General features: G+C 63.8%; 14 protein-coding genes and 1 pseudogene. 8 read left to right on the forward strand and 7 right to left on the reverse strand.

The features are described from left to right. Positions 1–12: 12 nt before the first annotated feature. The gene (locus JJC00_RS30420; protein ID WP_200469501.1) at positions 13–1704 is read right to left on the reverse strand and encodes a peptide ABC transporter substrate-binding protein; all 1692 of its coding nucleotides are present in this window, start codon (positions 1702–1704) and stop codon (positions 13–15) included. Between the two features lie 203 nt (positions 1705–1907). On the opposite strand from JJC00_RS30420, the gene JJC00_RS30425 reads away from it, so the two are divergent. The 3 genes from JJC00_RS30425 to JJC00_RS30435 all read left to right on the forward strand — a co-directional run bounded on the left by JJC00_RS30425 (position 1908) and on the right by JJC00_RS30435 (position 4419). Further along, positions 1908–2540, forward strand: a complete 633-nt coding sequence (locus JJC00_RS30425; RefSeq protein ID WP_200469502.1) for a cupin domain-containing protein — start codon at positions 1908–1910, stop codon at positions 2538–2540. 271 nt (positions 2541–2811) lie between these two features. Next, entirely contained in the window at positions 2812–3261 is a 450-nt protein-coding gene (locus tag JJC00_RS30430; RefSeq protein ID WP_200469503.1) for a cupin domain-containing protein, read from the forward strand. 84 nt (positions 3262–3345) lie between these two features. Further along, a complete protein-coding gene (locus JJC00_RS30435; protein ID WP_200469504.1) occupies positions 3346–4419 on the forward strand; it encodes a hypothetical protein in 1074 nt (357 codons plus the stop codon). A gap of 127 nt (positions 4420–4546) precedes the next feature. Here JJC00_RS30435 and JJC00_RS30440 read toward each other — a convergent pair whose 3' ends face one another. From JJC00_RS30440 to JJC00_RS30455, 4 genes are all read right to left on the reverse strand, one after another. Beyond that, positions 4547–5890 (reverse strand): cytochrome-c peroxidase, encoded by a 1344-nt coding sequence (locus tag JJC00_RS30440; protein WP_200469505.1) that lies wholly within the window; start codon positions 5888–5890, stop codon positions 4547–4549. An 18-nt stretch (positions 5891–5908) separates the two neighbouring features. Next, positions 5909–7618, reverse strand: coding sequence for a phospholipase C (locus tag JJC00_RS30445; RefSeq protein WP_200469506.1), 1710 nt, complete (start codon positions 7616–7618; stop codon positions 5909–5911). Between the two features lie 160 nt (positions 7619–7778). Continuing rightward, entirely contained in the window at positions 7779–8936 is a 1158-nt protein-coding gene (locus JJC00_RS30450) for an alpha/beta hydrolase family protein (protein WP_246773975.1), read from the reverse strand. 159 nt (positions 8937–9095) lie between these two features. Continuing rightward, positions 9096–9887: an ABC transporter substrate-binding protein gene (locus JJC00_RS30455; RefSeq protein WP_200469508.1), complete on the reverse strand. Its 792-nt coding sequence runs from the start codon at positions 9885–9887 to the stop codon at positions 9096–9098. Positions 9888–10145: 258 nt separating this feature from the next. Between JJC00_RS30455 and JJC00_RS30460 the strand changes: the two genes are divergently transcribed. Both JJC00_RS30460 and JJC00_RS30465 read left to right on the forward strand, forming a co-directional pair. After that, entirely contained in the window at positions 10146–11324 is a 1179-nt protein-coding gene (locus tag JJC00_RS30460) for an efflux RND transporter periplasmic adaptor subunit (protein ID WP_200469509.1), read from the forward strand. Between the two features lie 12 nt (positions 11325–11336). Further along, positions 11337–14495 (forward strand): efflux RND transporter permease subunit, encoded by a 3159-nt coding sequence (locus JJC00_RS30465; protein ID WP_200469510.1) that lies wholly within the window; start codon positions 11337–11339, stop codon positions 14493–14495. Here the strand turns inward: JJC00_RS30465 and JJC00_RS30470 are convergent. Next, positions 14492–16759: a cation:proton antiporter domain-containing protein gene (locus JJC00_RS30470; RefSeq protein ID WP_200469511.1), complete on the reverse strand. Its 2268-nt coding sequence runs from the start codon at positions 16757–16759 to the stop codon at positions 14492–14494. The two genes, JJC00_RS30465 and JJC00_RS30470, sit on opposite strands and share 4 nt — an antisense overlap. A gap of 372 nt (positions 16760–17131) precedes the next feature. Continuing rightward, positions 17132–18304, reverse strand: coding sequence for an MFS transporter (locus JJC00_RS30475; protein WP_200469512.1), 1173 nt, complete (start codon positions 18302–18304; stop codon positions 17132–17134). A gap of 59 nt (positions 18305–18363) precedes the next feature. Between JJC00_RS30475 and JJC00_RS30480 the strand changes: the two are divergent. The 3 genes and pseudogenes from JJC00_RS30480 to JJC00_RS30490 all read left to right on the forward strand — a co-directional run. Beyond that, positions 18364–19158: pseudogene (locus tag JJC00_RS30480) on the forward strand (AraC family transcriptional regulator); the annotation flags it as partial. A gap of 269 nt (positions 19159–19427) precedes the next feature. After that, complete coding sequence (locus JJC00_RS30485; RefSeq protein ID WP_200469513.1) at positions 19428–20774, forward strand: malonyl-CoA decarboxylase; 1347 nt, start codon at positions 19428–19430, stop codon at positions 20772–20774. Between the two features lie 201 nt (positions 20775–20975). Beyond that, positions 20976–22121, forward strand: a complete 1146-nt coding sequence (locus JJC00_RS30490; protein ID WP_200469514.1) for a DUF418 domain-containing protein — start codon at positions 20976–20978, stop codon at positions 22119–22121. Positions 22122–22171 lie beyond the last annotated feature (50 nt).

The raw sequence follows: 22171 nt of genomic DNA on the forward strand, positions 1-22171 counted from the left end.
CAGCCTGAGGCATCAGGCCCAGTACCATTCGCGGATGTTCCAGCAATTGCTCGAGGTGTTGATGTTAGGACGGAAGCCTTGCAGGCCCTCCTTCACGCCCTCGGCGATGAAGCCCTGGAACAGCGGCAGGATCGCGAAGTCGTTGCGGATGAGCTTTTGCAGATCACCATAGGTGGTCTTGCGCTGCGCGAGATCGAATTGCTTGGCGCCTTGCGCGAGCAGCCGATCGGCGTCCGCACTCTGGTATTGATAAGTGTTGTAACCACGGCCGCCCTTGGCTGGAATCGCACCGGAGCCGAAGCGCGGCGTCACGTCGGGATCGCTGCCCAGCATGAAGTTCACTCCTACGATCACCGAGTTGAACTTCGACTGTTGCCAGAAATCGCCCCAGATCACGGCGGCGGGCATGTTGTTCACCCGCATCGCCGCGCCGATCGCGCGCCAGTCCTGAATCAGGAGTTGCTGGGTCTGCTCGCGCACGGCATTGCCCGATGTCGTCGAGTTGGTGAATTCGAGCTTCACCCCGCCCTTCTCGCGCACGCCGCCGGAGCCGCGAACCCAGCCGGCCGCATCGAGCAGCGCATTGGCTTTGGTCGGATCGAATTTGTGCTGCGGCAGGCCTTGCTGGAACGACCAGGCCTGCTGCGGCACGAAGCTCTCGGTCTGCGTCGGCAGGCCGTAGTTGAGCGCATCGATGATCGCTTGCTTGTTGATGGCGAGATAGAGTGCCTCGCGCACCGTGCGGTCGGCGAAGGCGCCGAACTCCAGATTGGGTGCGATGTGCTCCACCGAGGACGTCGACGAGACGAAGATCTTGCGCGCCTTCAGCGTCTTTGCCTCCTGCACGAAGTTCGGCAGGATGCCTTGCAGGCCGGTGTAGTCGACCTGGCCGGTGCGGAATTGGGTGTAGAGAACGGTAAGATCCGGGATGTATTTGAAGACCACGCGTTCGAGATAAGGTCCCTTGCCGTGGTAACCCGCATGGGCAATTAACTGGATATGGTCGCCGGGTACGCGCTCGCCCCAGCGGAACGGCCCGGTGCCGACCGGCGAATTGTGAAACGGCGAAGCGTTCGGGTCGGAGGCCTTCTCCAGGATATGTTTTGGCACCATGAAGGTGAGCGACAGGATCGACATGTAGGGCGAATAGGGGGCTTCCATTCGCCAATGAATCTCGTCAGGCGCGACGATCGTGATGTCCTTGACCAGGTTGTGGCCGACACGGCTGCGCGCGCGAAAGTCGGGATTGTTGTTCAGCTCGAGCGAGAACTTGACGTCGTCGGCCGTGAACGGCGTACCGTCGTGCCACTTCGCATCGCTGCGCAGCTTGATCTTCCAGGTGAGGCCATCGGCCGAAAGCCCACCGTTCTCGATCGTCGGGACTTCGCGGGCAAGATCGGGAACGAACTTTCCGTCGGGATCGATGAACCAGAGCGGCGAGAACACCTGCCACCAGAGGCCCTGGTCGACTTCGATGCCGGGCATCAGCGGATGAAAGACGGTCGGCTCCTGCGACAGCGCTGCGATCACCTGCCCCCGCGGCTTGCCCGGCGGATTGCCCGGACGCTCCGTCTGCGCAAAGGCGCTGCCTGAAAGCGTCCATCCGGCCGCGGCGCCTGCGCCGAGCTGGAAGAATTGTCGGCGATTTGGAATGCCGAGATGATGCAGTCCGCCAACGCCGAACTTGCCGGTGCTGTCTGCCATGACCAGTCTCCGTTCCCGCACGCGGCACCGTCTCCCGCGCCCCGAGACCCCGGCAAGGGGACAGGAGTGGGCTTTAGTGCTTCTAAATTTTTCAATCAAAAGTTCATCACGACTAAATACAGCTGTCAATCGGATTGCTAGGATGCGCGACCTTTTCACACCGCCGACCATTCCGGCGGTGAGGTCATGCACGGGAGAGCGACATGGATGGTCGCGGCGACACGAACGGTCCGAAGAACGCCCCGACGACCGAGACCGACGATGCGGTGGACCAGCGCCTCGGCGAGACCGTGCGGCTGCTGCGCCAGCGCGCCGGCCTCTCGATCCAGGACGTCGCCAACAAGACCGGCCTCTCCAATGGCATGATCAGCCAGCTCGAACGCGCGCGCGCCATGCCGTCGATCCGCACGCTGCGCCTGCTCAGCATCGCGCTCGAGGTGCCCATCTCCTATTTCTTCGAGACCACCGACGCCGCCGACGTGCAGGGCTACATCGTGCGCAAGAACAGCCGGCGGCTGCTGCGGCTCACTGCCAGCGGCGTCGTCAAGGAAGCGCTGACGCCGGAAGGCAAGGGACAGCTCGAGCTCTACGAGCTCACGCTCAATCCCGGGGCCTCTTCAGGCACCGACTTCCTGCAGCACACCGGCGAGAAGGCCGGCTACATACTCTCCGGCAGCCTGCGGTTGTGGCTCGACAACCAGGCCCATGTGCTCGAGGCCGGCGACAGTTTCCGTTTTCCAAGCATCGTGCCGCACATGTTCGACAACCCGACCCAGCAGGTGGCGCGCGTGATCTGGGTGACCACGCTGCACCAGACCGATTCGCCGGCAGGTTGAGCTCAAAGCAACGCCTCGCCCCGATACCGCCGGAAATTGCCCTCGACGCCGCCCCAGGGAGTCTGTAGCTCACATGGAGCCGTGATGGCCGGCGCCTTGAATGGACGGGAGCTTGCCGACGAGATGGTGGCTGCGCGGCCCTCGGTTCAAGCCGAGGTCGAAGGGTTCTTGCGCAAGCATGCATCTGACCGCGACGGCTAGCGCGGATGGACTCCGCACCTCACCTGGGCAACACTCCGAGACGGCCGGAATTCCCAAATGGAGGCGAGCCATGACGTCACTGGAAAAAGGCATTACCGCGAACGGCACGGGTTATGCCGGCAAGACCTGGAACATCCTGGGCCAGGTCTATTTCCCCAAGGCCGTCACCGAGTCCACCTTCGCGTTCGAGACCAACAGCGATCCCGGCCAGTTCGTGCCGGTGCACATCCATCCGACCCAGGACGAGTTCATCCTGGTGCAGGAGGGCACGCTCGACCTCAAGCTCGACGGCCAATGGGTCAAGGCCCATGCCGGCGACCTCGTGCGCATGCCGCGCGGCATTCCGCATGGCTATTTCAACAAATCCGACAAGCCGTGCCGCGCGCTGTTCTGGGTCTCGCCGATGCAGAAGCTGGAGGCGCTGTTCAACCAGCTCCACAATTTGACCGACCCGGCCGAGGTCGTGCGTATCTCGGCCCTGCACGAGGTCGATTTCCTGCCGCCGGAGGCCAACGACTAGGCAGCCGGATGGGATTTCATCTCGCCAGCCATCCCGTCTGATGCTTACGTTCTCCTGACCGACGAATCGTTGGGGGAACCGGCCATGCGCGCACGACGTCATGCCATCGCAACCATAGCGGCGCTCGGGCTGCTGCTCGCGACGTCCGCCGTCGGCCGGGCACAAGCACTCCAACCCAAGCAATCGGAGGCGCAAGCCGCCTACGATCGCGCGCTCGGCGACTTCAAATCGATCCTTGCGGAGCGTCGCCGTCAGATCGAGGCGAAGCAGCCACTGCCGAATCTGCCGGGCCAGGCGCTTTATCTTGCGCGCGTCGCGGTGATCAGCACGTACAAGGATCTCACCGACGCCATACCGTCGCGGATCGGCAAGCCGAACAAGTTCGAAATTCCCCCGGCCTATTTCGATGCCGCGATCGAGCCGCTGGTCGACGAATATGCTGATCTGTTCGAGATCATGGAGGCGCCGCCGGCGAGCGCGCAGAATTCGGCGACGCCGTTCAAGGATGTCGTCGACCTCGCCGCCGCGATTGCGCGCGCCAAGGGGCTCGCGCCTGTTCATGCTGAGGCTGCCGGCCGCATCAGCCTCGGGCTGTTCTACGCCGAGACCAATGGCAAGCAGAACGTCCGCAATGCGCGCTCGAACACCTATATGGGCAGCCTGCAGACCGGCCCGTCCGAGGACCGCAACGGCCAGCGCAAATGGGAGGCGATCAAGAGTGCGATCGCGGCCGCCGATCCCGCGCTGAACGCGCGTGACGACAAGGAAGAGGCACGATCCCGCGGCACCGATCGCCGTTTCAACCACTGGACCAATGTGCGCGACGGCCTCATGAACGCGCACGCCGAGTTGTTCGCCGAGATCCCCGCGATCGTGAAGACGCTGCCCGATCCGATCGACCAGATGAAGCTGTTCGAGCTGATCCAGATCATCCCGACACCGACGCGCTCAGCACTCAAGTCGGGCGACCTGCTGAACTACCGGGTATCCGATCCCACCATCATGAAGCATCTGCGCAACAACAGCATCTTCGCCTTCGGCAGGACCGACCGGGCGCGAAGCTCAGCCAGCTTCCGCGAGATTCTCGGCGCGATGTGGCTGTTCAAGCGAAAGTTCGAGAAGGCGATGGTGAAGTACGCGGAGATCAAACCGCGCTAGGGTCACGCCGTGCCCGGCGCGCCGTCTAGAGCGTTTTCGAGCGAAGTGGATACCGGTTCGCGTAAAGAAAACGCGTCAAAACAAGAATCTAGAGCCCCGTTCCGATTCCATCGGAACGGAAAAGGCTCTAGTTCTCCACCTTATAGCCGTCCGTCAGCGTCTTCAGGAAGGCGATGATGTCAACCATATCCTGATCCGTCATCGCTGGCTTGTCGCCGAGATGGCGATCGAAGGGCGGATCGGTCACGTCGATATTGGTATGATATTTTTGCGGAATGTCGTCGTATTTCTGCACCGCGCCGTCGGCACCGCGCCGGAACACTTTTTCCGGATTAGTATCGCGGAAATTGTAGAATTCCATCACCTGCTCGAGGGTCGAGAAAACGCCGTTGTGGAAGAAGGCGTGGCGGGTCGCGGTGTTGCGTAGCGTCGGCGTCAGGAACATGCCGCAATACTGCGTCTGCTCGGTAACGTCGGTGCGTTGCGGACCGCAGACACCGAGATCGAAAAAATGGGGATCGCGATTGCCGGCAAGCGCGGCATTGCGCGGCGCGCCGAGCGCTTCATATTGATGATCGGTGAACAGCGGCGGCAAGCCGTCGCGGGTCGGCGCCGAGGCGTGGCAGCCGGCGCAGTTCGCCTTGTCGGGATCGTTGAACAATTGCAGGCCGCGCAATTCGCTCTCGGACAGCCGCGTCTTGCCTTCGAGCCAGTAGTCATACTTGCTGGTGTAGGGATGGAAGCTCGGCTCCTCGACCTGATAGCGCGCAACCGCGAACATCGCCTCCGCGATCAGGAGCCGCTGGTTTCTCAACACGCCGGCGCCGAACAACTCGACAAAGCGCTGGACGTAAGGTGCACGGCGCAGCTTGTCGGCCACGATCTCCGCGCTGCCGCCGTCCATCTCGTTGGGATCGAGCAATGGAAACAGCGCCTGGTCCTGCAGCGTGTCGGCGCGGCCGTCCCAGAACAGGCCGCCCTGCGGCACGATGTTTGCCGACGCACCGGTGCCGCCCGCGGTCTTGGTCGTGCGCGCAGCCTGCTGGCCGAGCGCAGCCATCTGCGCGAGGTCGATGATGTTGTCGTCGTCGCCCTTGTCGGGGCCGATGCTGAAATTCGGCTGCCGCTCCAGATAGGTCAGCGACGGAACGGCGCGCGCGCCTTGCCGCGACAGATTGGCGCCGCCGAGCATCACCGGTCCGTCGTTCGGCGGGCCGTAGGCGTGATCCGGGCTGTGGCAGGACGCGCAAGAGAGTGAGCCGGACGACGACAGCGAGGCGTCGTAGAAGATCTCTTTACCGAGCTGCGCCATTGACGAGAGAGGTGCGACCGGCGGGCGATACAGACGAACCGGGTTCGGATTGAAACCCGACGGAGTCGCTTGCGCAAATCCTTGCGTCTCGGCCGCAAAGACGGCGCCGGCCAGAGCGAGCAGGCCGGCGCCGAGGAGCCACAGAGTGCGGCTGTGCATTAATGACGTCCCGTTGGACTAGTGGTGGTGGTGCTCGTCCGGCGGGCTGACGATCACCGTGCCGGCGGTCGGATCGAGGAACAGCGCGTCGGTGCGGAAGTCATGGCTGTGATCATGGTCGAAGTCGAACAAATCCATGATCGATCCGGAGGTCGCGTCGAACGAGCCGCCGCCGAGACGCTTGCCCTTCAGCCAGTTGTCCTCGATGAACCGCACCACCGAAGCCTGCGAGATGGCGGTGTGGCTGACGAAGTTGGTCTTGGCGTAGGGCGAGATCACGATGAAGGGCACGCGGGTGGCGGGACCGCAACGGCCGTTCACCGGCTTGCCGCCGACGCCGTTCAGTTGAGGCTGCTTGGCGACGCCGAGACCGCACTGGCCGGAGCCGTTGAGTTGATCGGCGGTCGCGTCATAGGAGGCGCTGGTCGGCTTGGCGTAAGCGTGATCATACCAGCCGTCGGAGTCGTCGTAGGTGACAATGACAGCCGTCTCGCGCCACTCGGGCTGCTTCTGGAGGAAGTTGATCAGCTCGACAGTTCCCTGCTGCTCGTCGAGAGGATCAGAATAGCCGGCGTGGCCATCCTGATAGGCCGGCAGCTTGACGTAGGACACCGCGGGGAAATTGCCTGCCTTCACGGCCGCATAGAAATCCTCGAGATCGTAGCCGTGATTGGCGGGATCGAGGGCCTTGCCGTCCTTCTGGTAGGTGTGGCCGACCGCATGGACCGAGCTCGGCCGCAAATGGTTCGGATTGGCGGTGGACTTATAGTACTGGAACCAGGCGTGATGCGGAATATAGTCCGCCTTGGAGGCGCCGACCACCGTCGAGAACGTGCTGCGTGCGCAGCCGGTCGTGCCGTTCGCGTTTGTCATGGAAAGATCGAAGCCGCCCATGAACGAGCCCCAGCTGACGCCGGCATCGTTGAGCAGATCGCCAATGTTCTTGCCGGTCATCGTGACCTGCGTCGTATAGCCCGGGGTGCTGCAAGGATCATAGGCCGGACCGGGGTCGCCGATCACCGTGAGGCCTCCCTGGCCGTCCGGGATGATTTGCGTCGCGGCATTGCCGAGAACCGCCACCGCGCCATTGGTCTGGCCAGAAATCACATTCAGCGCGCCGACCGTCGACGGACCAAAGGTGTCCGTGTAGGCGTTGTCGTTCATCGAAAAGTGCTGCGCGTAGGTCCAGAACGCGGTGACGGTGTTGCCGTCGAAATACCCCATGACCTGGCCGGTCGTGCCGAACGCGCCAGCGCCGCCGGATGTGCCGCGCCCGGTATATTTCGGGAACAGATCAGCCTTGCCATTGTCATAGGCCTTCTCTTCCGCTGTATAGGCGTGGTTCTGCGACTGCGTGTTGGCCTGGGTGCGATCGAGGCGGAACGGATCCGTCGCGCCGGCGCCGTTGGCCGGGTCGGTATTCGGGTTGTTCACCAGCAGATTGGCATTGGCGAGGTTGTTGACCTTGGGCGTATGCGGCTTCGGCACGAAGGGGATCGAGCCCGGGGGATTGCCGGCATTCGGATACGTCGCGAAATAATGGTCGAACGAGCGGTTCTCGTTGAAGATGATCACGAGATGCTTGATCGGCGTTTCGGTATGCATGTGATGCGCATGATGATCACGATCGTGGTCCCGATCGAAATCGTCGGCGAGCACCGGAATGCTGCACGCAAGGATCGTCGCGGCCGCGAAAATCGCAGCCGTCGTCAAAAATCTGGATTTCATCTTTTTTGCCCCGAAGGAGTGACCCCGCGAGCCTAGCGATCACGAGTGACAGAGCTGTGTCAGTTTGACGCAAGAGACACTCTGCACAGTTGTTCGGACAAAATTTTTACGGGCGCTTGTGGAGATCTCGCCGCGCCCCGATCTCGAGCGGCCGCGGGACTCAGCGATTGAGTGAGGCGAGGTACTGGTCGGCGACTGCACGCCATCGCTCGGGATGGAGCCGCAGCAAATGGCCATCGCCGGGAACGCCGTGCAGCAGCTCGAAGCGCGCGTTGCCGCCAGCGGCGGCGAACGCCTGCTGATATTCGCGGATCAGTTCTTCCTTGTAGAGCCGGTCGTTGTCGGCATAGAGCCAGAGCTGCTTGACCTTGTCGGCCGCGCCGCGCCCGGCATTCGCATAATATGGCGTCGTCACCGCTCCATACGGGTACCAGCCGCCACAGAAGTTCACCACGCCCATCACCTCGCCGGGCTTGAGGCCGGCATAGTGCATGGCGAGGAAGCCGCCGCGCGACTGGCCGGCGAGCAGCACCTTGCCCGGCTTGACGCCCGGCAGCGTGCGGCCATAGGCGATAGCGGAGTCGAGGTCCTCGACGGCCTCGGCGACACCAGCGGAGACATCGATCAGGCTGCCGTCGTGATCGCGTCCGAAAGTTTCTTCACCGTTGATTCCTTCCGAGCTGCCGCGTCCGCGGCGCATCAGCACCAGCACCGCAAATCCGTTGTCGCGCAGCCAATGCGCCTCGGTCGAGAACGACCACGACCTGAGCTGATTGCGGCCGGCGTCGGATCCATGGGTGAAGATCGCGAGTGGTGCCGGGCCGGAGCCTGCGGGCGAATAGAACGTCGCTTCGAGCATGATCGGCCGCGTGACATCCGGCGTCCGAACCGTGAGATGCGGAATCCGGACGCGCTCGCCAGGCCACGGCCAGTCGTTCGGCCGATCGCCCGCAGCAAGACGGGCCGTATCGGCGCGGACCAGCGCTCCGGAGCCGACGCCTCCTGAACGGTTGGTCGAGGTCAGGAAAAGCCGGTCTGTACCATCGAATGCGAATTGCAGGCTTCGAAGCCACGGGATTCTCATGGCATCGCCGGCGATGGTCAGCACGCCATGAACGACCTTCGCCTCGGTCCGCCACCATTCGCGGTAGGTGCCGTAGAATGCCGAGTCACCATGCGCGAACACCATGTCCGCACGTCCATCCGCCTTCACGCGCTCGACGACGATGATGGTCCTGATGTCGTCGCTCCAGGTCCCGATCCACGCGCCTTGGAAGCGAGCGATCTCCGGCGGCACGTCGGAAGCCGGCGGCTCCATGTCGAACCGAGGCGGCAAAGGAACGACAGATTCCGGATCGACCGTCAAAGGTTGTGCCTGGGCGCTTTGCATCATCAATACCAGCAAAAAAGTAGCAGTTGTAATCCAGCGTCCAAGCATGTGCGCCCAATCGAAATCCAATATGTCGGAAGGATAAACCTATTCGGTGCGGATCGGCGAGTCCTTCAGCCCATTATTATCATAGGCTTTGCGCAGGGTGCCGTTCGTCATGGCCTCGTTCATGAACCCTGTGACAAAGGTTAAAGCCCGTTGATGGCCGAGCGGGACTGCAACGGCCGTCACCGTCTTCTTGAACGTCTCGTCCAACACCTTTGAGCCCGGAATCTTCTGCGCCATCTTGTTGAGCTGGTCGCGCGACAGCGCGAAGGCGTCGATCTCGCCACTTTTCAGGAGACCAAATATTTCGTCGTAGGTCTGATAGCCCGTGACCTTCGCGTTCTTCAGGTGCGCAACGGCGCCGCGCATCGTCGTCGTGGCATTGACGGCCGCGACCTTGATGCCGGGTTGGTCGAGCGTGGCGAAACTGGTGACGCTCGAATCCGCCTTGACGATATAGGTGGCGTCCGCGACCTCGTAGATCGGGCCGAACATCATCCTGGTCTCGCGTTCGGGATCTTTCGGCAGCCACGTGACGTCCCAGCTGCCCTTGCCGGCCGCATCGGTGATCTGTCCGGAATTCTGGTACACGACATATTCGACGGGGACGCCGATTTGCGCGGCCATGTCCTTGCCGAGATCGACGGGCACGCCAGCATAGCCGGCTTCGGTCTTGGTCGACCAGAATGCACCGCCCGCCGGGCTGATCGCGATCGCGACCCGCAGCTTGCCGGTCGGCGCGAGTTCGTCGTTCAGGCCATCGGCTAGCGCGGGCATGGCGACCACGGCGGCAAGAGCGAGGCCAGCGCAGGCCGACCAGAATGGCGTTGGCATCTCATTGTCTCCTCGCGTTTCTTCTTGTGCTGTCTGTTTGCCCGAGTGTGTGCGCCCGCCTCGCGCCGAGCGCGCGGCCTTTGACACAATTCTGGTTGATCATGCACACGATGAAAAGCGATTTGTCATGACAAACCTGTCAAAGGCCACACCGCCGTTTGCAGTGCAAGGCCTGCGGCTACCATGGCTATGGTATTCCACGGCCGGGCATTTGTTGGTAGCCTGCCGCACCGACAGACAGCTATCGGGGGCCACCGAATGACTTGCGCGATTCACGCTCGACGCTACGGACAGTGGAGACATCTTGGTCTGACGCTGGCCACAGCGGCCGTGGTCGCGCTCGCCGGCTGCGAGGACAAGAACACTTTTGTGGCGCCCCCGCCGCCGAAGGTCGACGTCGCAACGCCCGTGCAGCGCCCGGTGACGCGCTATGTCGAGGCCACCGGCAACACCGCGCCGATCAAGAGTGTCGATCTCGTCGCCCGCGTGCAGGGCTTTCTGCAATCGCAGGACTACCAGGACGGCACCTTCGTCAAGCAGGGCACCCAGCTGTTCACGATCGAGCCGGAGACCTACAAGCTGAAGCTCGACCAGGCCCAGGCGGCCGAGGCCGGCGCGCAAGCTTCGCTCAAGCAGGCGGAAGCCGATTTCAGGCGCCAGAGCGAGCTGGTGCAGCGGCAGGCCGTGTCGCAAGCCACTCTCGACACCTCGACGTCGACCCGCGACAACGCCCAGGCCAGTCTCCAGCAGGCCCAGGCCAATACCAGGATTGCGGAGGTCAACTACGGCTACACCAAGGTGAGCGCGCCGTTCGACGGCATCGTCAATGCGCACATGGTCTCGATCGGCGAGCTCGTCGGCGTCTCTTCGCCGACACAGCTTGCGACCATCGTCGCGATGGATCCGATCTATGTGAACTTCACCGTCAACGAGCAGGACGTGCTGCGCATCCGCGCCGAGGCCGCACGGCGCGGGCTGACTGCCCCCGACCTCAAGCAATTCCCGATCGAAATAGGCCTCCAGACCGAGACCGGCTATCCGCATGAAGGCCATCTCGACTACGTGGCACCGACCCTCAATTCCTCGACCGGCACGCTGGCCGTGCGCGGCCTCGTGCCCAACGACAAGCGGGTGCTGCTGCCCGGCTATTTCGTCCGCGTCCGCGTGCCCTTCACCCAGGAGAAGGACGCCCTCCTCGTCCCCGATACCGCGCTCGGCAGCGACCAGGGCGGCCGCTATCTGCTCGTCGTCGGCGCCGACAACATTGTCGAGCAGCGCAAGGTGCAGATCGGTCCCGTCGACAATGGCCTGCGCGTGATCGAAGGCGGTCTGAAGCCTGACGACCGCGTGGTGATCGCGGGGCTGCTGCGCGTGATCCCGGGCCAGAAAATCGACCCGCAGGTGACGAAGATGGACCAGCCCCAGGCGTCCAAGTAGGAGCCGCCGGTCATGATCTCAAAATTCTTCATCGAGCGGCCGGTCCTCTCCAACGTCATCGCGCTCCTGATGATCCTGATCGGCGGCGTTGCGCTGTTCAACCTCGCGATCGCGCAGTATCCTGATGTGGTGCCGCCAACGGTGCAGGTGACGACGCGCTATCCCGGCGCCAGCGCCAAGACGGTGATCGACACCGTGGCGCTGCCGATCGAGCAGCAGGTCAACGGCGTCGAGGACATGCTCTACATGCAGTCCTACAGCGGCTCCGACGGCACCTATACGCTGACCGTGACCTTCAAGATCGGCACCGACCTCAACTTCGCGCAGGTGCTGGTGCAGAACCGCGTCTCCAGCGCGCTGTCGCAACTGCCGTCATCGGTGCAGAACCAGGGCGTCACCGTGCAGAAGCGATCGACCTCGATCCTGCTGTTCGTGACGCTGACCTCGCCGAACAGGACGTTCGACAGCCTCTATCTGAGCAATTACGCCACCATCAACCTTCGCGACGAGCTTTCGCGCCTGCCCGGCGTCGGCAACGTCACGGTGTTCGGCGCCGGCCAGTATTCGATGCGAATCTGGCTCGATCCGAACAAGCTGCAAGTGCGCAGCCTCGTGCCGCAGGATGTCATCCAGGCGATCCAGCAGCAGAGTCAGCAGGTTTCCGCAGGCCAGGTCGGCGCGCCGCCGACACCGCCGGGACAGGCGTTCCAGTACACGCTCAACGTCAACGGCCGGCTCGACGACACCACTGAGTTCGAGAACATCATCGTCAAGACGGGGACCAGCGGCGACGTCACGCGCGTGCGCGACGTCGGCTGGGTCGAATTGGGGGCGCAGACCTACAGCCAGATCTTCTCGCTCAACAAGCAGCCGGCCGTCGGCATCGGCGTGTTCCAGTCGCCCGGCGCCAACGCCCTCCAGGTCGAGCAGGCCGTCGAGAAGAAGATGGCGGAGCTCGCAAAGGCCTTCCCGCAAGGCATGAAGTACGACACGCCGTTCGACACCACCAAATTCGTGCAGGCCTCCGTGCACGAGGTCTACATGACCCTGATCGAGGCCGGCCTGCTCGTGCTGGTCGTGATCCTGGTGTTCCTGCAGGACTGGCGCGCGATGTTGGTGCCAGCGACCACCGTGCCTGTCACCATCATCGGCGCGTTCGCTGCGATGGCGGCGCTCGGCTTCACCATCAACATGTCGACGCTGTTCGCGATCGTGCTCGCGATCGGCATCGTTGTCGACGACGCCATCGTCGTGGTGGAGGGCGCGGCTCACAACATCGAGCGGGGCATGAACGGCCACGACGCCGCGATCAACGCGATGGACCAGCTGTTCGCGCCGATCGTCGGCATCACGCTGGTGCTGATCTCGGTGTTTTTGCCGGCCTCGTTCCTCGCCGGCCTGACGGGGCGGATCTATTCGCAATTCGCACTGGTGATTGCGGCGACGGCGCTGTTGTCCGCCATCAACGCGGCGACACTGAAGCCGACGCAGTGCGCGCTCTGGCTGCGGCCGGCGGTGCCGCCGGAGCAGCGCAACTTCTTCTATCGCGGTTTCAACAACGTCTATAACCGCGTCGAGCGCGGCTACATCCGCCTGATCAGCTTCCTATGCGGGCATGCCACGATCTCTGTCGCATTCGCACTGGTGCTGATCGGGATCGGCGGCTACGGCCTGTCGCGGGTGCCGACCGGCTTCCTGCCGATCGAGGACCAGGGCTATCTGATCGCCGCGGTGCAACTGCCAGACGGCGCCTCGCTGGAGCGGACCCAGGGGGTGCTCGACAAGGCCGCCGATCTCATCAAGGACACGCCCGGCGTCCAGCAGGTCATCACCATTGCCGGCATCTCCGCGCTCGACAACAGCGCCAGCCTTGCCAATGCCGGCGTCGCCTACATCATTCTGAAGGACTGGGAGGCACGTAAAGGCCCCGGCGAAGATTTGCGTTCGCTGGTCTACGGCCTGAACGACAAGGTCGCAACCATCATGGAGGCGCGCACACTGGTGCTGCCGCCGCCGCCCATTCAAGGCATCGGCAACGCCGCCGGCTTCTCGATGCAGGTCGAGCTGCGCGATGGCAACAGCGATTTTGCCAAGCTCCAGGCCATCACCAGCGCGATGGTCAGCAACGGCCAGAGCCAGAGCGCACTCCAGCGCGTGCAGTCCTCGTTCCGCTCCTCGGTGCCGCAATACAACGTCGAGATCGACCGCATCAAGACCCAGACGCTGCACGTGACGACGGACCAGGTGTTCGCGGCGCTGTCAACCTATCTCGGCTCGTCCTATGTCAACCAGTTCAACAAGTTCGGCCGCGTGTTCCAGGTCTACACCCAGGCCGATCCCGCCTTCCGCGTCACCGAGCGCGACATCGCCAACATGATGGTGCGCAACTCGAACGGCGATATGATCCCGATCGGCACCGTCGCCACCATCACACCTGCCACCGGCCCGTCCCTGATCAGCCTCTACAATCTCTATCCATCGTCAACCGTCATCGGCCTGCCGGCGCAGGGCTACTCCTCCGGCCAATCGCTGAAGCTGATGGAGGAAATCGCGGACAAGACGCTGCCGCCGGGCACCGGCTTCGAATGGACCGCGATGTCCTACCAGGAGAAAGCCGTCTCGAACCAGATCTATTGGGTGTTCGGGCTCGCCATGCTGCTGGTCTATCTCGTGCTCGCTGGCCAGTACGAGAGCTGGTACGCGCCGATCTCGGTGATCCTCGCGGTGCCGCTGTCCTTGATCGGCCCCATGCTGGTCCTCAACGGCCTGAAGATCGACAACAATCTCTACTGCCAGATCGGCCTGATCCTCTTGATCGCGCTGTCGGCCAAGAACGCCATCCTGATCGTCGAGGTCGGGCTCGAGCTGCACGGCCGCGACGGCAAGCCGGTCGCGGAAAGTGCGATCGAGGCGGCACGCGCCCGCTTCCGCCCGATCCTGATGACGTCGTTCGCCTTCATCCTCGGCGTGGTGCCGCTGGTGATCGCGACCGGCGCCGGCGCCAGCGCGCGCAAGTCGATCGGCATCACTGTATTCTCGGGCATGCTGGCCTCGACCTGCCTCGCGGTGCTGTTCGTGCCTGCTTTCTTCGTGGTGATGCAGCGCTTCGAGAACTGGCGCGCGTCGAAGAAGGCGCCGAAGGCGCAGCCGGTCGCGGAGGTGAAGTCCTAGGCATTCTCCGCCGAAGCCTGCCGCGCCTCGCCACTCGAGACCAGCAGGACGGACACCTTCGATTGCCTGAGCACGGCGTCCGCAACGCCGCCGAAGGAGAGATGATCGGCCTGGATGCGGTCGACGCCCATGACGACGAGATCGACATCGGTGGTATCGATCTCGCGCAGGATCGCAGCCTCCGGCGACCGGTTCACGCGCAACGTGGTGGTGATGTCAACATCGTAGCGGGCGGCGAGATCGCTGGCGTCCTTGAGGATGCCGGCCTCCTGGCTGAGGCCGCGGGAGGCGCCGCGCTGCGCGCCCTTGTCCCGCGTCGTCGCGACATAGATCACGCGCAGCGAGCCTGATCCGGCCTGCGTCAACGCGACCGCGACCTCGGCGCCGCGCTTGGAGACGCCGCTACCGGAGACGGGAACGAGGATGTTGAGCGCATCAGGCATCGGCTGCTTGAGGTGCTTGCCCTTGGCCGCCACGATCGCGAGCGGTCCGTCGAATTTCGCGGCGATGTCCTCGATCCTCCGATCAAAACGATCCTTGGTGGCGGCGACCTCGTCGACGCCAACGACGAGGAGATCAAAGCCCTTGCGCGCCTCGTCGGCGATGGCCTCGCCGAGCTCCGCACGCCTGGCACGGGTGACGACGTCGACGCTGCCGGCGTCGCCGTCAGCATTGGCGGAGACAGTTTCGGCCGCCTTCTTCACCACGGCTTCGTGGCTCTCCTCCTCGTCGCGACCCTTCTCCTGTTCCCTGGCGCGGTTGCCGATATGCAGCACGGTGATCGGCAGGCCGCGCATGCCGGCGATCAGGCCCATGATGTGCGACGCGAAGGTGGCGCTGACGCTCTCGTCAACAGCCAGCAAGGGGCGCTCGAGATTGGCGAGGAAGCCGCGCTTCTCGAACTCCTCCCGCTCCAGCCGTTCCTTCTCCTCCCGGTTCATCGGCAGCTTCGCGAGAGCCGCGCGCAGCATCGGCGGCATCGCCATCGTGGTCACGATCGCCATCGTCACGATCATCGTGAACAGGTTCTGGCTGAGCACGCCGATCGACAGGCCGATGGTGGCGATGATGACCTCGGTCGAGCCGCGCGCATTCATGGCGCTCGCGAGCGCCAGCGACTCCCGCCTGTTCAATCCACCCAGCGTGCCACCGACAAAGGCGCCGCCGAACTTGCCGACGCTCGCGATCACGACCAAGAGGCCGGTGAGCATCAGCAGATTGGGATCCCGCAGCACTGACAGATCGGCGCTGAGGCCGGCGAGACCGAAGAACACGGGCATGAAGAAGCTCGAAATCAGCCCGCGCAGGCGCTCGTCGATCTGCCGCGTCAGGATCGGTGACTCCCCGACCAGGATGCCGGCGACGAAGGCACCGAGCACGGTGTGGACGCCGATCAGGTGCGTGATCAGCGCCATCACGCCCATCAACAGCAGGATCACGGTGATGACCGCCGCCGTGCTGACGAGGTTGTCGTTGGCCCAGCGGATGAGCTGAAACACCAGCCGCCGGCCGATTGTGAAGCTGACCGCGAGGAAGGCGAATGTGCCCAGCATCGCTTTCGCCACCGAGGCGATATCGAGCGTGCCCTGCGAGGCCAGGCTGAAGATCACGGCGATGATGATCCAGCCGATGGTGTCGTCGATCACGGCGGTCGCGACGATGATCTGGCCGACATTGCGGCGCATGAAATTCATCTCGCGCACGACCACAGCGACGATCTTCACCGAGGAGATCGACAGCGCCGTGCCCATGAACAGCGAGGCCACGAGGCGCTGGTCCGGCCTGGGCAGTAGCGCATCCGGCAGGAACTCGCCGAGCGCAAAGCCGCAGGCGAACGGCACGACGATGCCGGCGATCGAGATCGCGATCGCGGCCTTGCCGACCTTCCTCACCAGCTTGAGATCGGTCTCCATGCCGGTGAGCAAGAGCAGCAGCAGAATGCCGAACTGGGCGATGCCGTCGATCATCGCCTTCTGCTCGGGCGTCTTGGGGAAGATCGCGTGCTGCGCCTCCGGCCAGATCCAGCCGAACAGCGACGGCCCGAGCAAAATGCCGGCGAGCAATTCGCCGATCACCGAGGGCTGGCCTATGCGCTGCATGATCTCGCCGAGGCCGCGGCCCACCGCGATCAGCAGCACGATCTGCGCCACCAGCAGGAATTCTGAGGGACCTGCCGATTTGCCGCCCTCGGCGCTGGCCGCAATGGTGGTGAGGGCAAGCGCTGCGGGGACAAGGCCGACCGGTCGGAGCAGGCTCCACTGCATGCAGGTGTCTTTTCCCCTTCACCGGTCCCGGCAAGGTACCGGGGCCACAGGGGATAGAACCCGCGGGATGTCGAGCGGGTTCCCGCCTCTCACGGGGGTTAAGGGCGAAAGTCGAAAACAACCCCATGCACAGTAGAGATCAGGTTGAAAAAGCTTGAGAAACTTCGGTCTTGCCGAAATCACTTGCTCCGTCGGGCAAAACACCGGCATGATGGCATCATCGGCAGACGTCAGGCGAAGCGTCGGTCCCCCCGTCATTGCGAGCACAGCGAAGCAATCCAGAATCCCTCCGCGGAGAGATTCTGGATTGCTTCGTCGCTGCGCTCCTCGCAATGACGGTGAGGCGCGAGCTGCGCGCCTCACGACGACGCGTCACGCCGCCGCCGGCGTCCGGATCTCGCGCGGGAGAATGATCGCCGCCGCAATCGCGAGCAGGCAGAGCGCAGCAAACGCGTGCAGCATGGTGACGAAGCCGCCCTGCTCGTAGAGCCAGGCGACGAGGCCGACCGAGGCGCCGGCCGCAGTGAAGCCGATGAAGTAGCGCACGGCGTAGGCGCGCGAGCGCCATTCCTCGCTGGTGTATTTGCCGACCATGGCGTCGTTCACGGTGACCTGCCCGAACGCGCCCATGACGATGCCGATCGACACCAATATCAGCGGCAGGTTGGACAGGCTCGCGGCGAGATAGAGGAACGGCGCCAGCATGAAGGACAGCGGCAAGGCCACCGTCTTCAACGAATAGCGGTCGAGCAGCCGGCCGATCGTGTACTGCGTCATGGCGCCGAACACGTAGACGCAGGCCGCGATCACGCCGAGCAGCGCCGGGCTCTTGGTCAGGTCCGCGAGCCGCTCCGCGAACAGCTTTGGCAGCGCGACGGTGACGGCGTTGAAGGTGGTGGAGATCGCGATCACGACGATCAGCAGCGACAGCACCACGCGCCACATGTCCTGCTTGGCGACGCGCGCTTGCGCCGCTGCCTGTTTCGAGCCCTTGCGGTCCTCATGCACGACCAGCATCGCAAAGGCGATGCCGATCAGGATAGTGACGATGCCGGGGACGACGAAGGCAAAACGCCAGCCGAGATACTGGCCGATCACGCCGGTGACCAGCGCGGACGAGGCGACGCCGAGATTGCCCCAGACGCCGTTGATGCCCATCTCGCGGCCGAGCCGGTCGGCATAGGACACGATCATCGCGGTGCCAACGGGATGATAGATCGAGGCGAACATGCCGATCGCAAGCAGTGCCGCGCCGAGCTGCACTGGCGTTTGCACGAAGCCGACCGAGATCATGGAGGCGCCAATGCCGATGAAGAAGATCAGCATCATGTGGCGGCGGCTCCAGCGATCGCCGAGCCAGCCGGTGAGCAGCGAGCCGGCGCCGAAGGCGATGAAACCCGGGGTCGCGTAATGCAGCAGTTCCGAATAAGCCATGCCGAGCGCCGGCCCCATGATGATCACCGCGGCGGCGAAGATCAGCATCGCATAATGGTCGATGAAATGGCCTGCGTTGACGAAACTGATGACCCGGCTGGGGCTGTTCATACGAATCCTCTCCTGCTCCGAAATGAGTTATATGTCTTGGCCATGACGGGGTGCTGCCAATGACTGTCGTCGAAACGCCAATCCTTCGGGAGGTCCGGGGCAACCACCGCTCCACCGCGGGCGTGCACCTGGTCGCGCGCGATTATCCCAAGGGCCTGCGGCTCGACCCGCCCATGCACCGCGAGGCGCAGCTGGTCTATGCCGCGAAGGGCACGATGCAGGTGAACACGCCCGGGGGGCGCTGGCTGGTGCCGCCGGACCGCGCGGTCTGGGTCCCGGCCGGGCTCGAGCATGCCATCGACCTTCTCGCCGACATCGAGATGTGCACGCTGTATTTCGACCTTGCCTGGCTGAAGCGCGAGAAGCGCTATGAGGGATTGACCAGGGAATTCGTGGTGCGGGTGTCGCCGCTGCTCAATCAGGCGATCCTCGCGCTGTTCGACGCGCGCAACACCGAGGAGCGCACCGAGCTGCTGGTGCGCCTGGTGATGCTGGAATTGCATCAGGCCGAGGACTCCGCGACCTTCGTGCCGTTGCCCCACGAGCCGCGCTGCCGGCGCGCCGCGATGATCGTGCTCGACGATCCGACCGGACTGCACGACATCGACACGCTGGCGCGCGAGGTCGGAACCTCCGCGCGCACGCTGTCGCGGCTGTTCTCGACCGAGACGCAACTGAGCTTCAAGAGCTGGTGCCAGCGCGCGAGGATTGCGGCGGCGATCCAGCGGTTGTCGACGGATGCGAGCGTCTCGGTCAAGCAGCTGGCGACGCAGCTCGGTTATGCCAGCGTCCCGGCTTTTTCGGCGGCCTTCCGTCAGGTGACGGGACGGACGCCGACGGAGTTTGCGGGGAAGCAGGGGGCCCCAACCTCGTCATTGCGAGCACAGCGAAGCAATCCAGAATCTTTCCGCGGTGGCAGTCTGGATTGCTTCGCTTCGCTCGCAATGACGGCGTGCGAGGGAGCCGCCCCGTCCTCCAAACGCCACCGGTGGGGCATGACAGTGTACCGTGGGGCGCATGGCCTAACTAAAGTTGCCAAATTCCTCCGCTTGATTGTGATCGGCTTCCGCTTAAATCCCGTGTAAGCTTCCGCACCGCACAAACCCGGTTTCGAAAGGCCCAGATGGCTAACGCCTTCTTCTCCGACCTGCTTGCCACCATCTCCGAGCGCGGCCGCACGCTGCTGCGCCGCGATTCGGCCGATACCAAACACGATGCCGACGGGCTGATCGAGCTCTGCGGTGCGCTGCTGTCGGGCCGGGGCGAAGCCTCCGGCACAGCCATGGCGCGAGAAGTGCTCGACGTCTACCAGGAGCTGGATGCGGCAGGACGCCGCGCCTTCTTCGAAGCGCTGGTGCGCGATTTCGGCCCGGACCGGCAACGTCTGGCCAAGGCGATCGAGGCATGGCGCGCCAAGCCGGCCGACGAGGACGCCAGCGCCCTTCACTTCGCGTCTGAGCCACGCCGGCAGGAGCTGATCCGTCGCCTCAACCGCGCGCCGGGTGGCACCAGCGATCTCGTTGCCATGCGTGCCGACCTGCTCGGCATGATGAACGGACACACCGATCTCGCCGCGCTCGATCGCGACGTCTCGCATCTTCTCTCTTCGTGGTTCAACAGGGGGTTTCTCGTGCTGCGCCGGATTGACTGGTCGACCCCGGCCAACATCCTCGAAAAGATCATTCGCTACGAAGCCGTGCACGAGATCTCCGACTGGGACGATCTGCGCCGCCGCATCGATCCGGTCGACCGCCGCTGCTACGCCTTCTTCCATCCCGCGATGGTCGACGAACCCTTGATCTTCGTCGAGGTGGCGCTGACCGAGACCATTCCCGGTGCGATCGCGCCGCTGCTGGCGGTGGATCGCCAATACCTTCCGATCGAGAAGGCGCGCACCGCCGTGTTCTATTCGATCTCCAACACCCAGCGCGGCCTTGGCGGCATTTCCTTCGGCAGCTTCCTGATCAAGCAGGTGGTCGAAGAGCTGCGCCGCGAAACGCCAAAGCTCGACACCTTCGTGACGCTGTCGCCGGTGCCGGGCTTCATGCCATGGCTGAAGCAGAAGGATCTGCCGCTGTCGGACGAGGACCGCGAGATCCTGAAGCGCCTCGACGATCCCAAATGGTTCGAGAATCCCGAGACGACCGCGCAGCTGCGCAGCGTGATCGAGCCGCTCGCCGCGTACTACTTCCTAAGGGCGCGCACGCCGAAGGGCCGCCTGATCGATTCCGTCGCCCGCTTCCACCTCGGCAACGGAGCGCGGCTGGAGCGCATCAACTGGCTCGGCGACCTCTCGCCCAAGGGCATGCGCGAATCCGCCGGCGTGATGGTGAACTACCTCTACCGCCTCGACGACATCGAGAAGAACCACGAAGCCTACGCCAATGACGGCGAGGTCGTGGCGTCCGGTGCGGTGAAGAAGCTCTTGAAGGGCGAAGGGCGAAGGCTGCTGGATATGCGGCTGTCGTAAGGCAGACGCTCGCTCCCACCGTCATTGCGAGGAGCACTTGCGACGAAGCAATCCAGACTGCTTCCGCGGAACGATTCTGGATTGCTTCGCTTCCGCCGTCGCTCTACGAGCTATGGCGGACAAGGCGCTCGCAATGACGGAGAATGTGGCGGCGCGCCTCGTCCCCATCGCGCGTCGCCGAGCCACAATTGAAATTCTTCCATGACCTCCCATAGCGCCGTAGTCCCAAGGCCGACGCCGTCCTCGGAGCGGATCGATGCCATCGACGTGCTGCGGGGCATCGCCCTGTTCGGCGTCATGGCCATCAACCTCGTGATGGAATTTCGCGTTTCGATCTTCGAACAGTTTCTGGGTCCCAGGATGCTGGCGTCGCCGGTCGATCGCGCCATCGAAGCGATCCTGACCCATGCCGTCGAACTCAAGGCATTCGCGCTGTTTTCGCTGCTGTTCGGCGCAGGTCTTGCCATTCAATTCGACCGGCTCGCGACCAGCGAGCGCCGCGCTGTGCTGCTCTTGCGCCGGCTCGCCGTGCTACTGGTGTTCGGCATCATTCATCTGTGCCTGATCTGGAACGGCGATATCCTCACCGAATATGCGCTTGCCGGATTCATCGTGCTGCCGTTGCTGTTTGGTCCGCGCTGGCTGGTGACACTCGCCGCGCTGGTGTCTCTCGCGCTGTATCTGGCCATGCAGGCCTTTCCGCCGGCCGGATTGTTTCCGAGCAGGGTCGCGATCTGGCAGGACGTCATGGATGCCAATCGCATCTATGCGAACGGCGGTTTCCTCGACGTGCTGGCGTTTCGCTTCCGCGAAATTCCCCTCATCGCCTCCCTACACGCGTTCGTCTTCCTGCGCACGATCGGGTTGTTTCTCGTCGGCGCGCTGGCCTGGCGGAGCCGCATTCTGCAGAATGTCCGCGCCCTGTTCGCCATCGCGATTCCCGCAATCGGCCTCGGCGCAGCCTTGCTTTATCGCGGCAGCGAGCCGCTCGGCACCATCCTGCTCGCGCTAGGCTATGGTGCCGCCATCCTCGGCATCGCCCATTTCGAGCGCGGCAAGACGTTACTTGACTGGGCCGCGCCGCTCGGCCGGATGGCCTTCACCAACTACGTCGCACAATCCATTGTCTTCGGTTGGATCTTTTACGGCTACGGCCTTGGCCTGTTCGGCCGGCTCGGCATCACCCCGGCGCTGGCCATCGGCATCATCGTCTACGCCGGACAGGTACGCTTCAGCACATGGTGGCTGCGCCACTACCGCTATGGCCCGCTCGAATGGCTGTGGCGGTCATTGATGTATGGAGTGCAGCAGCCGATGGTGGTGGCGGAGGTGGTGGCGGTGGGGTGACGAAGAGCAGCGGACGTCCGACACACCTGGGCGACAACCATGGAGTCATC

This window comes from Bradyrhizobium diazoefficiens (genome assembly GCF_016616885.1).
Lineage (GTDB): Bacteria > Pseudomonadota > Alphaproteobacteria > Rhizobiales > Xanthobacteraceae > Bradyrhizobium > Bradyrhizobium diazoefficiens_F.